Origin of the sequence: Scatolibacter rhodanostii (assembly GCF_900197595.1) — a bacterium.
Taxonomy (GTDB): Bacteria; Bacillota; Clostridia; order Oscillospirales; family Acutalibacteraceae; genus Scatolibacter; species Scatolibacter rhodanostii.
Genome location: NZ_FZLO01000001.1, coordinates 765,551 through 779,431, shown reverse-complemented (window position 1 = coordinate 779,431; position 13,881 = coordinate 765,551). Strand labels below are relative to the sequence as shown.

At 38.6% G+C, this 13,881-nt stretch carries 11 protein-coding genes; 7 read left to right on the top strand and 4 right to left on the bottom strand.

Annotated elements, in window-relative coordinates; all coding sequences use genetic code 11:
* Nucleotides 1–12: 12 nt before the first annotated feature.
* The 6 genes from rpoC (at nucleotide 13) to CS931_RS03455 (ending at nucleotide 9,157) form a co-directional block, all read left to right on the top strand.
* Nucleotides 13–3,591, top strand: a complete 3,579-nt coding sequence (gene rpoC / locus CS931_RS03480) for a DNA-directed RNA polymerase subunit beta' (protein WP_099204356.1) — start codon at nucleotides 13–15, stop codon at nucleotides 3,589–3,591.
* Between the two features lie 223 nt (nucleotides 3,592–3,814).
* Complete coding sequence (locus tag CS931_RS03475; protein ID WP_099204355.1) at nucleotides 3,815–4,162, top strand: type II toxin-antitoxin system PemK/MazF family toxin; 348 nt, start codon at nucleotides 3,815–3,817, stop codon at nucleotides 4,160–4,162.
* Between the two features lie 152 nt (nucleotides 4,163–4,314).
* Nucleotides 4,315–5,340, top strand: coding sequence for a LacI family DNA-binding transcriptional regulator (locus CS931_RS03470; protein ID WP_143826226.1), 1,026 nt, complete (start codon nucleotides 4,315–4,317; stop codon nucleotides 5,338–5,340).
* Between the two features lie 216 nt (nucleotides 5,341–5,556).
* A complete protein-coding gene (locus tag CS931_RS03465; protein ID WP_099204353.1) occupies nucleotides 5,557–6,504 on the top strand; it encodes an ABC transporter permease in 948 nt (315 codons plus the stop codon).
* 16 nt (nucleotides 6,505–6,520) lie between these two features.
* Nucleotides 6,521–7,417, top strand: a complete 897-nt coding sequence (locus CS931_RS03460) for a carbohydrate ABC transporter permease (RefSeq protein WP_200814931.1) — start codon at nucleotides 6,521–6,523, stop codon at nucleotides 7,415–7,417.
* A gap of 69 nt (nucleotides 7,418–7,486) precedes the next feature.
* The gene (locus tag CS931_RS03455; protein ID WP_159459729.1) at nucleotides 7,487–9,157 is read left to right on the top strand and encodes a type 2 periplasmic-binding domain-containing protein; all 1,671 of its coding nucleotides are present in this window, start codon (nucleotides 7,487–7,489) and stop codon (nucleotides 9,155–9,157) included.
* Between the two features lie 161 nt (nucleotides 9,158–9,318).
* On the opposite strand, the gene pduL is transcribed toward CS931_RS03455, so the two are convergent.
* A complete protein-coding gene (gene pduL, locus CS931_RS03450) occupies nucleotides 9,319–9,888 on the bottom strand; it encodes a phosphate propanoyltransferase (RefSeq protein WP_099204351.1) in 570 nt (189 codons plus the stop codon).
* A 194-nt stretch (nucleotides 9,889–10,082) separates the two neighbouring features.
* On the opposite strand from pduL, the gene CS931_RS03445 reads away from it, so the two are divergent.
* Complete coding sequence (locus tag CS931_RS03445) at nucleotides 10,083–10,652, top strand: uracil-DNA glycosylase (protein ID WP_099204350.1); 570 nt, start codon at nucleotides 10,083–10,085, stop codon at nucleotides 10,650–10,652.
* A gap of 8 nt (nucleotides 10,653–10,660) precedes the next feature.
* Here CS931_RS03445 and CS931_RS03440 read toward each other — a convergent pair whose 3' ends face one another.
* Genes CS931_RS03440 through CS931_RS03430 form a run of 3 tightly spaced genes read right to left on the bottom strand, consistent with a single transcriptional unit; the run spans nucleotide 10,661 to nucleotide 13,843 of the window.
* Complete coding sequence (locus tag CS931_RS03440; RefSeq protein WP_099204349.1) at nucleotides 10,661–11,725, bottom strand: hypothetical protein; 1,065 nt, start codon at nucleotides 11,723–11,725, stop codon at nucleotides 10,661–10,663.
* Complete coding sequence (locus CS931_RS03435; RefSeq protein WP_099204348.1) at nucleotides 11,722–13,182, bottom strand: sensor histidine kinase; 1,461 nt, start codon at nucleotides 13,180–13,182, stop codon at nucleotides 11,722–11,724. The genes CS931_RS03440 and CS931_RS03435 overlap by 4 nt, the downstream gene beginning before the upstream one ends.
* A 10-nt stretch (nucleotides 13,183–13,192) precedes the next feature.
* Nucleotides 13,193–13,843 carry a response regulator transcription factor gene (locus CS931_RS03430; RefSeq protein WP_099204347.1) on the bottom strand — a complete coding sequence of 217 codons (651 nt, stop codon included), beginning with the start codon at nucleotides 13,841–13,843 and terminating at the stop codon, nucleotides 13,193–13,195.
* Nucleotides 13,844–13,881 lie beyond the last annotated feature (38 nt).

Here is a 13,881-nt window from a genome sequence, read left to right as displayed (position 1 = left end):
GGGGACGTGCGTGTGGAATTTAATACTTTTGAGTCGATAAAAATTGGTTTAGCCTCTCCCGATAAGATTTGTGAATGGTCATATGGTGAGGTTAAAAAACCTGAAACGATCAACTACAGAACGTTGAAACCCGAAAAAGACGGACTTTTCTGTGAGCGTATTTTTGGCCCGCAGAAAGACTGGGAATGTCATTGCGGAAAGTATAAAAGAATTCGTTATAAAGGCAAAATCTGCGACCGCTGCGGTGTTGAAGTTACTCGCAGCAAGGTTCGTCGTGAGCGCATGGGACACATTCAGTTGGCGGCTCCGGTTTCGCATATTTGGTACTTTAAGGGACTTCCCTCAAGAATGAGCTTGATTTTGGATTTGTCTCCAAGAGTGCTTGAAAAGGTTCTTTATTTTGCCCTTTATATCGTTACTGACCCAGGTAATGTAAAAGAGCTTTCTAAAATGCAGACACTTACAGAAAAAGAATATCGTGATCTGCGTGAAAAATATGACGATGATTTTGATGCCGGCATGGGCGCTGAATCTATCAAAAAGCTTTTAGAAGAAATTGATGTTGAAAAAGAATCTATTCGTCTAAAAGAAGAATTGGAAGTTGCCAGCGGACAAAAAAGAGTCAGACTTCTTAAACGTCTTGAAGTGGCAGAAGCTTTCCGTCAGTCAGGCAATAAGCCTTCTTGGATGATTATGGATGCAGTTCCGGTTATTCCCCCGGAAATTCGTCCTATGGTACAACTGGATGGTGGACGTTTTGCTACCAGTGACTTGAATGATTTATATCGCCGTGTTATCAATCGTAACAATCGTCTAAAAAGATTGATTGAACTTGGTGCACCTGATATCATTGTTCGTAATGAAAAGAGAATGTTGCAAGAATCAGTAGATGCTTTGATTGATAACGGCAGACGTGGCCGTCCGGTTACAGGACCGAATAACCGCCCCCTTAAATCTCTTTCTGATATGCTTAAAGGTAAACAGGGTCGTTTCCGTCAGAACTTGTTGGGAAAACGTGTTGACTACTCTGGTCGTTCGGTTATCGTTGTTGGTCCAGAACTCAAAATGTATCAGTGCGGTTTGCCTAAAGAAATGGCTTTGGAACTTTTCAAGCCGTTTGTTATGAAACGCTTGGTCGAAACCAATGCAGTTGGTAACATTAAAGCTGCTAGAAAGTCTGTTGAAAGAGCTAGACCAGAAGTTTGGGATGCTCTTGAAGTTGTCATTAAAAATCACCCGGTTCTATTAAACCGTGCGCCTACACTGCATAGACTGGGCATTCAAGCTTTTGAACCGGTCTTGGTTGAAGGCCGTGCTATGAAGCTTCATCCATTGGTTTGTACGGCTTATAATGCTGACTTTGACGGTGATCAGATGGCTGTTCACGTTCCGCTATCTGCAGAAGCACAGGCAGAAGCTAGATTCTTGATGTTGGCTGCTAACAACCTTTTGAAACCGTCTGACGGTCGTCCTGTTGCTGTTCCAACACAGGATATGGTGCTGGGTTCTTACTACCTGACACTGGATAAAGATGGCGAATTGGGTGACGGTAAATGCTTCCGTGACATCAACGAAGCTCTTATGGCCTATGATGCAAAAGAAGTAGGATTGCACGCTAAAATTAAAGTGCGCAGAACCGTAGAATTCAACGGTGAACCTTTAACTGGTCTGACAGAAACAACAGTTGGTAGAATTATATTTAACAATCCGGTCCCACAGGATTTGGGTTATGTAGATAGAAGTACACCTGAAAATGCACTCAAATTTGAGATTGAGTTCTTGGCTGGTAAAAAACAGCTTGGACAAATCGTTGAAAGATGTATTAAAGTGCATGGTACAGAGCACACAGCTGAAGTGTTGGATAATATTAAGGCACAGGGCTACAAATATTCTACAATCAGCGGTATTACCGTTGCGGTTTGTGATGCAACCATTCCGGAAGAGAAAAAGACATTGATTGCACAAGCTGAAGCTTCGATTAATAATATTGCGGCTGACTATCGTGACGGCTTTATCTCAGAATCTGAACGTTATAGAATGGTTTTGGATACTTGGTCTGTTACCACCAATGAAGTAACAGTGGCTCTGCAAAAAGGTCTTGACCGTTATAACCCGATTTATATGATGGCTGATTCAGGTGCTCGTGGTACGATGAGCCAGATTCGACAGCTTGCCGGTATGCGTGGATTGATTGCGAATACATCTGGTAGAACAATTGAAATTCCGATTAAGGCTAACTATCGTGAAGGCCTTAACATTTTGGAATACTTCATTTCTTCTCGTGGTGCTCGTAAAGGTCTGGCTGATACTGCTTTGAGAACCGCTGACTCTGGTTACTTGACCAGACGTTTGGTTGACGTTGCGCAAGATGTTATTATCCGTGAGGATGATTGTCATTCTACACAGGGTATTGAAGTCTTTGATATTCGTTCGGGTAAAGAGTCTATTGAGCCGATGAAAGAGCGTTTAATAGGACGTTACTTGGTTTATGATTTCTGTGACGAAAATAACAATGTCATCGTTTCAAAAGATAAGATGATGGATGATGCGGATGCGGATGCCATTATCGGACGTGGTGTCGAGAAAATTGAGATTCGTTCTATTTTGAATTGCCGTGCTAAAAATGGCGTTTGCAAAAAATGCTACGGTGCTTCTCTTGCTAACGGTAAAGCCGTTACAGTTGGTGAGGCAGTTGGTATTATTGCGGCTCAATCTATCGGTGAACCTGGTACACAGCTGACAATGAGAACGTTCCACACCGGCGGTGTTGCGAGTGCCGAAGATATCACACAAGGTTTGCCGCGTATTGAAGAACTCTTTGAAGGCAGAAAACCAAAACGTGTGGCTATTCTTAGTGAAATTTCAGGTACTGTTTCTTTCCAAGAAATCAAGAAAAATCGTCATGTTGTGGTTACAAACAATGAAGACGGTGACTCTCGTTCTTATCTGATTGCTTATGGCTCTCATGTAACAGTTAAAGAGGGAGATTTCATCGAAAAAGGAACGCTGATTACTGAAGGTTCTGTCAACCCGCATGATATTTTGGCAGTTAGAGGTGTGCAGGCTGTTCAAGACTACTTGATTCAAGAAGTGCAGCGTGTTTATCGTATGCAGGGTGTTGATATCAATGATAAGCACATTGAAATCATTGTTCGCCAAATGATGCGTAAGGTTAGAATCGAAGATTCTGGCAGCACCGATTTTCTTGTTAGCTCGTTGGCCGATCGAAACGAAGTGTTCCATGAGAATTTGGCAATTGCGGATAGAATTAATAATGGAGAAGAAGGTATTCAAGAAGCTGTGTACACCCCAATGCTGCTTGGTATCACAAAAGCTTCTCTGGCAACAGATTCGTTCTTGTCAGCGGCTTCTTTCCAAGAAACAACCAGAGTGTTAACAGATGCAGCCATTAAGGGCAAAGTAGATCATCTAATTGGTCTAAAAGAAAATGTTATTATTGGTAAGCTTGTTCCTGCTGGTACGGGAATGCAGTGTTACTCTGACGTTGCCATTGAAAAAGCTGGTGCAGCAGAGAAAAAGACAGATAATTCAGAATTCAATGCTTTTTCTGATGAAGGAATTGTTTCATAACATGATGGCAATATAACAATACGAAACTGCTTGCAGCTAACCCTGCAGGCAGTTTTTTGTTTGCGGGACAACTTTTTTTAAAAGAAGCTCCATTTTAATCACAAAAACAGCGATTCGTTATAAAATGGTATAAGGATATTAAAATTTTTATGCGGTATATGATTAAATTTCTGCAAAAGGGCAGAGAATAATAACAAAGATTTTATAACGGAGAGTGAAAACCGTGAACATAAAACGTGGAGATATCTACTATGCGGATTTGAGTCCTGTAGTTGGTTCTGAGCAAGGCGGAGTGCGACCGGTACTTATTGTTCAAAATGATGTAGGAAATAAATTTAGTCCCACTGTGATAGCAGCCGCTATTACAAGCCAGCGGGATAAAACAAATCTTCCGACACACATTGAAATTAATGCTGGAAATACGGGTCTTATGAAAGATTCGGTTGTGTTGCTCGAACAAGTACGAACGATTGATAAGCATCGATTAAAAGAGAAAATGGGTTCTCTGGACGATGGAGCAATGAACAAAGTGAACCAAGCAATTTCAGTAAGTTTTGGGCTTCATAATTAAAAAAAGGGATTTCTTGCCTATTTTAAGCAAGAAATCTCTTTTTTTAATAGTTTATTAAGAATAAATACGGTAATTCTAACGAAATTATTTGGTTGCAGAAAGAGAAATTAATAGGTATAATTAAAAGATATAAAGAGACAGGGGAGATAAACTTGAAAAAGGTTTCCATTTTAGATATTGCGAGGGAAACAGGTCTATCCAGAAATACTGTTGCGAAAGCGCTGAATTTAGATGAATCGGTTTCGTATGAAACAAAGACAAAGGTAATTCGTACTGCCTATAAGATGAAATACTCAAAGCTAAGCACTGAGGCCCTAAAAGAGATCAAAATTTCATCTTTTTCTACACAGCGCAATTTTATGGTATTAATTTCTAAAAAAACTTCTGATTTTTGGAATCGAATTGTTATGGGAATTTGTGACGAGATTCGAAAGAATAACGGAATATGCCAAGTAAATTTTGTCAGTGAAGAAGAAGAAAAAAATCTTTCTTTGCCACAAAACTTGGATCCGTCTTTTACAACAGGAGTGATTTGCTTATCTGTTTTTCGGCAAAAATTTATCGAAGAAATCAATCAGACAGGAATTCCTTGTGTTTATTTGGATGCCCCTAGAGATTATTTACTTAAAAAAGATATTTTTATTTTAGATGGATTTCAGAGTATTTATAAACTGACATCAGCTTTGATTGAGAATGGATGCAAAAAGATCGGCTTTATTGGTGACATTACATATTGTCAATCTGTGTATGAACGTTGGAAAGGCTTTGAAGCGGCCATGAAAGCGCATCACTTGCCAATTGATAAAAAAATGTGTTTATGTGGGCCAACAGAATTTCATTATTATTATGATCGAGAGATGCTAGATGTTTTAGAGAATTTCACTTTGCCGGAGGCTTTAGTTTGTGCAAATGACAAGATTGCTTTCAATTTCTATATGTATGCCCAAATGCATGGCATTGAAATTTCAAAAGATTTGGCAGTGACTGGGTTTGATGACGAAAATCAGTCAAAAATTGTTAATCCACCACTTTCTACTGTGAAAATAGATAATTATCAATTAGGCAGAAGACTTGCACAGCAGATTTTTTGGAGATTAAAGAACCCTGGTATGCCTTTTGAAACCGTTTATGTATCTACAGAAGTCATTCTTAGAAAATCTGCACTAATTCTTCAATAGGTTATAATATAGTTTTAAAGTGTTCTTGATTTTATACTCAAGAACACTTGTTTTTTTGTCTATTTTTAAATATGAAAAAAGCCAATTTATATTGACAATGTACATCTAAAGTGCTATCATGTATTTCAGATAATGCAAAAGTAAAATAAATAGCACTAAATAAAGTGCATATTTTCTTTTGTAATTAGTGAATTGATAATTCAAGGAGGAAGTTTGATGGCGAGCGAAGCGCTTCGAGGCAAATCTAAAAAAAGCGGTTATTGGGTTACATTAGGTAAAAGTATTGTGCAAAATAAGTGGTTATATTTACTTTTACTTCCTGGTGCAATCTTTTTTTTGGTTTTTAAATACATTCCGATGACTGATTTAAAAATTGCATTTATGAATTATAATCCATTTGCTCCGGATAAAAGTACATGGGTTGGGTTTGATCAATTTGTAAAATTGTTTACCAAACCTGCTTTCCTAAAAGTTTTAAAGAATACATTGGTAATCAGTGTGTTGAAAATGCTTATTGGCTTTCCACTTCCAATTATTTTGGCATTGATGATGAATGAAATGAAGAGTTTGAAATTTAAGAAAATTTCACAAACTCTATTATATTTACCTTACTTTATTTCTTGGGTTATCATGGCAGGTATTGTTATGAATCTGTTAGACCCAAGCACAGGTTTGCTTACCGGTGTTTTAAAAGTATTTACAGGTAAAGATATGCAAGTGTTAACGGATACATCCTCTTTTGTGCCCATGCTTGTTGTTTCAGATGTTTATAAGAATATGGGTTGGGGTACTATCATTTATATGGCGGCTCTTTCAAGTGTCGATCCTCAGCTTTATGAAGCTGCTTCTATTGATGGAGCAAAACGTTTTAAACAAATGCTTCATATTACTCTTCCGGCTATTATGCCAACGATTATTATCACTTTGATTTTGAATTGTAATAACATACTTAATGCAGGTTTTGACCAAATTTTCATGCTCTATTCTGCACTTGTCTATGACGTTGCCGATATTATTGATACTTATGTTTATCGAATGGGTATTCAAAAAACGGACTATTCTTTTACAACGGCAGCAGGTATGTTTAAATCACTGGTAGCCTTGATTCTGATTTACAGCGTTAACTTTGCTGCAAAGAAGAGTGGCAACGATTCAATTTGGTAAGAAAGTGAGCATGAAAATGAAAACAAAGAAAAATTCTATAAATATTTCGACAGGTGAAAGAATATTTACTATCTTTAATTACGCATTTTTTGTCGTACTTTGTCTGTTAGTGCTATATCCGTTTTGGCACGTGTTGATGGTCTCTTTTAGTTCAACAGATGCAGCTTTGCGCGGTGGTCTGTTTTTATACCCAAAGGGATTCAATTTAGACACATATAAATCTGTTTTTAAGAGTCCTGACATTTTTAGCGGCTTTTTTGTGACAATTGTTGTTACTTTGGTGGGTACAATTCTTGGTACATTGCTGACGGCTATGACAGCTTATCCTCTTAGCAAAAAGAGATTGCGCGGCGGCAAATTATTTATGTTTCTAGTTTTGTTTACGATGATTTTCAATGCTGGAATGATTCCAAACTATTTGCTTATTAAAAATCTTGGTCTGTATGACAATATATGGGCATTGATTTTTCCGTTAATGGTTAGTGCCTATAACTGCATTATTATGAGAAGTTTCTTCTCAGCCATTCCCGAGAGTTTAGAAGAATCTGCACGAATTGATGGTGCAAATGATTTGATTATATTCTTCCAAATTATTATCCCGTTGTCAAAAGCAACAATTGCAACTATTGCTCTTTTCACTGCTGTTACCTACTGGAATGATTATATGTCTACCGTGCTGTATATTCAAGCTACTGATAAATGGTCGCTGCAAGCTGTGCTGAGAAATATGCTGACAAATACACAGCAAGCTATGCAGAGTGCAGGCGTTAATGTGAGAGCACAAACCAACACAAATGCCGAAACCATTAAAGCTGCCTCTATTATCGTGGCGACAGTACCAATTTTGATTGTTTATCCGTTTGTTCAAAAATACTTTGTTAAAGGTGTTATGATTGGCGGCGTTAAAGGCTAATATCAGATGGAGTATATCAGCGATTCGCTGATAACTATAAAAGATTTTCTTAAGGAGGAAATATTGCAAATGAAAAAGACCGTAAAGTTATTTAGTCTGCTTCTTGCCCTTGTGATGACCATGACTGCTCTTAGCGCTTGTGGCTCAAAAGGAGACACTAGCAGCAAAAGCGAAGCTTCATCTAAAGTTGCAGAAAGCTCATCTTCAACAACAGACGAAAGCAAAACTGATGCACCTGAAACAGAAGGTGCTAAAGTTGATCCTACAGCCTATGAAGATACTATGGATCTTTCAGTTGCCGTTATGACTGGTTACACACAGTCTGACAGCCGTATTGAAAAAATGCTGGAAGAGAAATACAACGTAAATATCAATTTGGTTGTTCTTCCTGGTTGGTCAGACGGCCAAGCTAAAATTAGCTTGCTGATGGCTAGCGGAGAAGAAACACCTGATGTTATGTGGTGGTGGAGCATGGACAATGAGTTCTTGCAGTGGAAAGACGCTGGTCTCTTGACTGACGTTTCAACATACATGAACACATACACCAATATGCGTGATTACTACAACACAATGGACCCCAAATCTCTGTATTATGCTACAGAAGATGACGGTGCAGTTTACCGTATCCCTGGTGACGTTGCAGAGCCTTCATGCGAAACATTGTGGATTCGCCAAGACTGGTTAGATAAACTAGGCTTAGAAGTTCCTACCACAGTTGAAGAGCTAGAAGCTGTTATGCAGGCATTCACAGAGAATGATCCTGATGGCAACGGCAAAAAAGATACTTATGGCCTTGGCGGCGACGGATATGATTTCCGTTCCTTCTGGCCTTGGATTCAATCTTACGGCGACACTCACTATGACAAATTTGTTGTAGATGCTGATGGCAATATTGGATATGGTCCTGCTAAAGATAATACTAAAAAATGGGTTGCTGATGTTGCTGATTTGTATGCAAAGGGCTATATCACTCCTAACATTACACAAGACACAAACCGTGACGAAGAAATGGCTAAAGGCGGTTTTGGTGTAACTTACAGCTGGATTACTTGGAACAACCCGAATGACCCAATCATGAAAGCTTTCTATGCAGCAAATCCTGATGCTAAGTGGGCTCCGATTGAGATGGTAACCGGCGAAAACAAAAACCCACAAGAAGATCCTGCTACCAGTGGTGCATGGGCTTACTTCGGTATCACAAAGAATGCAAAAGATCCAGAAAGAATTTATGCCATTTGGGATGATATGTCAAGCCCAGAAAACTATACAGAAAGAGTTTTCGGTATAGAAGGCACAGATTACACAATTGATGATGGCATTTACAATCCTATCGTAGCTCTTGGTTCAGAAGAGAATCAGTCTCAGAATATCGGACTTGATTTGCTTAACAACCTCTTCAACCGTAAAGATGATGCTTTGATTGTTAACACACCTGAAACAACTGCTTTGTTTGAAAACGCTGCTAAAAATAGCCGTGACTTCGCTGCTACTATCGTAGAGTGGAAAAACCCAGCTTCTTTGACAGCATGGGTCGAGAGCAAAACTGATGTTGAAGATGAAAAGAACAGATATCTCTGGGGCGTTGTCGCAGGTTCAGAATCTGTTGATACATGGGATGCTTACATTACTACATTGAATTCTTTGGGCTTAGAGAATGTTTTGACCGAAGCTCAGACAGTTTATAATGCAGAAAAAGAATCCTTGGATAACTACATGACAAACAAAGTTAACCAAAAATAATCTTTACCTTGATGAGCAATCAAACAGGTAAAAGATAAATAAAATTGAGGGGAAGAGTAATCTTTCCCTCAATTTGCTCTTTGGGATATAATTATAAAAATATAAAAAAGAACCGAAAAGAGAGCTAAACTCTTTTCGGTTCTTTTTTATTAATGGCATTATCAAACAATAATTTCTCCGTCAACTGCGCCGGAAAGACCAGCAGCATTAGACTCATCTGTGTCAACATGCATAGCTAAGGCATAAGAAGAGTTTACGCGGCAAACGACATCACCAAAAATCAATGAACGTCCACCGTTCTCGCCAACTTTAACAGAGACGATTTGTTTGTCTTTTACACCACAAGCTTCAGCATCTTCAGGGCGCATATGAATATGACGCTTGGCAATAATAACACCTTTATCAATTACAATTTCGCCTTTTGGTCCTTTAATTGTGCAACCGGCAGAACCAACTAAATCACCGGACTCACGAACAGGAGCTTTAAGGCCAAGTTTTCTAGCTTCTGTGGCGGCCAATTCAACTTGAGTTTCAGATCTTGTGGGTCCAAGAATCGTCAAAACAATAGAACCTTTTGGTCCAACTACCTCAACTTTTTCTTCGCAGGCGTATTGTCCGGGTTGAGATAAATCTTTTTTGTTAGTTAGAGTTGCCCCTTCGCCAAATAAAATAGCCAAATGCTCATTAGAAAGGTGAGCATGACGTGCAGATGTTTCTACCATAACTTTCATTAATAAATTTCCTCCTTGCGCTACCATTCATTTCATATATAATATTACTCCCATTTTCATTATTTTTCAACCTGATACGTGTTTTCTTTTTAAAAATATGATAAAATAGTATAAATCAGTAATATTTAGTTCCTAAAATCCAAAAATTGAAATTTTATTCGTTTGATTTATGAATATCCAAAAAAGGAGATTATATGTATACAAATTGGGATGAGTTAGAAAGTGACTGCAAATCTTGCCGTAAATGCGGTCTATGTGAGACCCGAACAAATGTAGTGTTTGGCGTTGGCAACCCGAAAGCAAAAGTTTTGTTTGTGGGAGAAGGCCCTGGTGAGAATGAAGATTTACAAGGAGAGCCATTTGTTGGGCGAGGTGGCCAGCTGTTAGATAAAATGTTAGCAGCGGTTGATTTAGACCGCAAAAAGAACATCTATATTGCCAATATTGTCAAATGCCGTCCGCCCAAAAATCGTGATCCGTTGCCAGAAGAACAAAAGGCTTGTACAGAATGGCTTAGAAATCAGTTTGCGTTGATTCGTCCTAAAATTGTTGTGTGTTTGGGCAGAATTGCTGCGGCTAAGTTGATTAAAGAGGACATCAAAATAACAAAAGAGCATGGCATTTTCTTTGAAAAAAATGGCACACTCTTTATGGGTACTTTGCATCCTGCGGCTCTTTTGCGCAATCCAAACAATAAACCAGGTGCTTTTGAGGATTTTTTAAAGCTTCGTCAGAAGATAGACGAATTAGGATTGGAATCGTAAGGTAGTAGTTAAAAGGACACATAATACCCAAAAGTGCTATAGTCTTCGGGATAAAAAATAGAGCCTAGAGGTAATTTCTTTTCAAGCCATTCATATAACGAGGGATAATTTTGCGGATAATATTGAAAAGAATCTAATTGACCAGAATCGGATATATCTAGTAGTAGCATGCTATCGTCAGATAACAAAAAACCTGCATTAGACCAAGCGACCATTACCTCACTATTTTCATCGTAATAGCTTGGAGCCACATATAAAAAAGCTAAAGAGTCTTTTAAAGATTTTGTCGAATTACTGGGAATAATATTGTTTTTAATGAGTGAATAAGCTGACAGGAAAGCTTTCTCGTATTGGTTGGAAAAATTTTCAATGTTGTATGAGGTTTCTTGCATTAATTGAGCTTCTCTGTTTTTGACATATTCTTCGAAAGAATAGGAGATTCCTTCATCATAGTAATATCCTTCTTCTTCTAGTATTTGTGACGCCATAGAGGGGGCGGATTCAGTGGAGGATGAATCATTTATTTTTTTGTAATAGTTAATTTTACTTATCTGTACGGAGGTGTAATCCATTTTCTCCATCAGACTTATAAGTTCGCTATTATCATCCTTATTAGGGCGTGATATTTTTGCATATAAGATTTGCCCATCATCGGCACCAATTGAAAAAAGGAATATGCCATCGTTTTTTGTAACAGCTGCGCCCTGCCAGAAGAAAATTTCATTTTCTTCTCCGGTGATTGTGTGATCTAAACTGAGAATCGCATTGCCAGTAATTTCTTCTCTAAAAATAGTATTGCAGATTTCATTGGCAGTCGTCATGGCAAGCTGTTCTGAAATAAATTGAGGAGCCAAATCGTTGAAAGGTTCTTTGATGACAATTGTATTTGCAAATTCGCTTGATAATTCGGGTAAATCAGGCAAATTAGGTACCGTGTTATCTTCCATTTTTCCAAGGGTACGATTTTGTGTGAAGAGTAAACCGCCACATAAACTGAAAAGGGCCACTGCAATTAACACAACCGCGCTTAAAATGGTGCGGAAATAACCTTTGGTGTTTTTCATCTTCATCATGATATCACCTCCATTTCGCGCGTTAAAGGTAGGGGTTCGATTAATGGAAAACTAATATGCACTTCTGTGCCGACATCCAGCTTAGAAAAATAAACCAACTTTGCTTTGTGTAAAAGAGCGATTTGGCAGCAAAGTGTGATACCAAGACCTGCACCACCGGCTTTTCGGCTTCGTGCTTTGTCAGGGCGGTAAAAAGGCTCACCGAGCTTCTTTACTTCTTCTTCTGTCATACCGCCGCCTGTATCCTGTATGACGACACATAACTCTTCAGGCAGAACACGAAAAGAGATAGAAACAAAATCATCTGTGTTACGACACGCTTTGAGGGCGTTGTCGGCAATATTGGTAAATAGACTTTCTAATAAGATTTCATCACCGTTAATGGTGATATCAGGCACTCTTTCAATTTGAAAACGCAGTTTTTGCTTAGCAGCCTTGGCAGAAATAGTCAAAGCGACGTGTTCAAAAATGGGTACAATTGAAAGTGGCAGAAGTTCTACCTCTTCACGCCGCATGACAGATAGTTTTAGCATACGATCGGATATTTTTTGCAAGCGCTGGCTTTCTTCAATGATATAGCCCAGCGCTTTTTCACGTTCTTCTTCTGTAATATTGGCAAGAATCATATATTCAGCATACCCTTGAATTGCAGTGAGCGGGGTTCTAATTTCATGAGAAAGATTGTCAGAAATGCGCTCTTTTTGCTCGGCTGCAATCTCAAGAGCTTCCATTTTTGAAACAACCGATTCTGCCATGTTGTTAAAACTAGAAGCCAATTCGCTGATCTCATCATGACCTTTGACTTCTGCTCGTACAGATAAAGCACCTCCTGCAATTTTATCAGCTGTGGCAGAAAGTCTCTGTAGAGGGTAAGAAATGCGTCGGAGTACAAAGAATAAGACGACAGCCAATAACACAGAAATACAGGAACAAAGCAAGGTGTAGAAAACGCGCTGTGAACGAAGCTCAGCAAACAAAGGAGAAAAATCAATTACGGTAATAAAATAGTGAGAGTCATCTAGGGGAGAAGATATGCAGAAAAAATAACCGTTCTCAGTGAGAAGAACATTACCGCTGTCTTGCGTAGGAGACAGTTGATTTTGTACCACAGCGTCAAATTTGGCAGTCAATTCTTGTGGAATAGAACTGGCTAAAACAAGAGTGTTGCCCTCATCATCTAAGCTGCGAAATTCAGTAAGAGTATCCTCTTGCTGATAATAATCGCTGTAGGTGGTAAAAACGTCTGCTAGCGTGACCATACGTCCTGCTTGAATTTGTCCCATATCATTTTTAATCGAATCAACTCGATAGGCTTGTTGAGACAGTGCCGATTCTTTTTCTTTAGAAATGAATTTTTGCTGATTAGAAAAGGCCATAAGAAAAACACCGCCGCAAAAGAAGAGAACAAAAAGCAGCAGTGTCAAAAGATATGTTTTTTGCCAAAATCGTAGTTTCATAATTACCTGCTTAAGCGTTTAGCCGATAACCTAACTTATAAACGGTTGCAATTTCGTTTTTTAACTCAAGTTTACTTCTCAAACGCTGTATATGTACGTCAACTGTTCGAATATCGCCGTCAAAATCATATCCCCAAATCAAGTCCAATAGCTTGTCACGTGAAAGGGCAAGATTTCGATTGACTACAAGTGTCTCTAACAGTTCAAATTCTTTAGGTGTGAGTGTGATATCTTCTCCGTTTTTGCGGACTCGGTGCACGTCAAATTCAACTAGCACATCTCCAAGCTGAAAGCTGGTTTCTTGCTTATGAGTGCGGCGCAAAACCGCTTTAACGCGGGCAATTAGCTCTAAAATCTCAAAAGGCTTGGTGATATAATCATCTGCACCTAGGTTTAGCCCTGATAGGCGGCTAGAAAGACCATCTTTAGCTGTGACAAAAATAATCGGGACATCTTTTTGCTTTTTTTGCGCAATTTCAAAGCCAGAGAGTCCTGGCATCATCACATCTAAAAGCGCTAGGTCATAATCGTTATTTTCAATTAAGGAAAGTGCGATTTCGCCATTTAAGGCAGATTCAACTTTGTGCCCAACCAGCTGTAAATTTTTGCAGATGAGTTCGTTGATTTTTTCTTCATCTTCAGCAACCAAAATTTTTGCCATAATAAACACCTCCAGACTTATGATAAATAACAGATATT

What these genes read in the sequence shown, in the direction of transcription:
- CS931_RS03465 (WP_099204353.1), top strand. Translation starts at nt 5,557, where the DNA reads ATGGCGAGCGAAGCGCTTCGAGGCAAATCTAAAAAAAGCGGTTATTGG.
- CS931_RS03435 (WP_099204348.1), bottom strand. Translation starts at nt 13,182, where the DNA reads ATGAAACTACGATTTTGGCAAAAAACATATCTTTTGACACTGCTGCTT.
- CS931_RS03445 (WP_099204350.1), top strand. Translation starts at nt 10,083, where the DNA reads ATGTATACAAATTGGGATGAGTTAGAAAGTGACTGCAAATCTTGCCGT.
- CS931_RS03455 (WP_159459729.1), top strand. Translation starts at nt 7,487, where the DNA reads ATGAAAAAGACCGTAAAGTTATTTAGTCTGCTTCTTGCCCTTGTGATG.
- CS931_RS03430 (WP_099204347.1), bottom strand. Translation starts at nt 13,843, where the DNA reads ATGGCAAAAATTTTGGTTGCTGAAGATGAAGAAAAAATCAACGAACTC.
- pduL (WP_099204351.1), bottom strand. Translation starts at nt 9,888, where the DNA reads ATGAAAGTTATGGTAGAAACATCTGCACGTCATGCTCACCTTTCTAAT.
- CS931_RS03440 (WP_099204349.1), bottom strand. Translation starts at nt 11,725, where the DNA reads ATGATGAAGATGAAAAACACCAAAGGTTATTTCCGCACCATTTTAAGC.
- CS931_RS03460 (WP_200814931.1), top strand. Translation starts at nt 6,521, where the DNA reads ATGAAAACAAAGAAAAATTCTATAAATATTTCGACAGGTGAAAGAATA.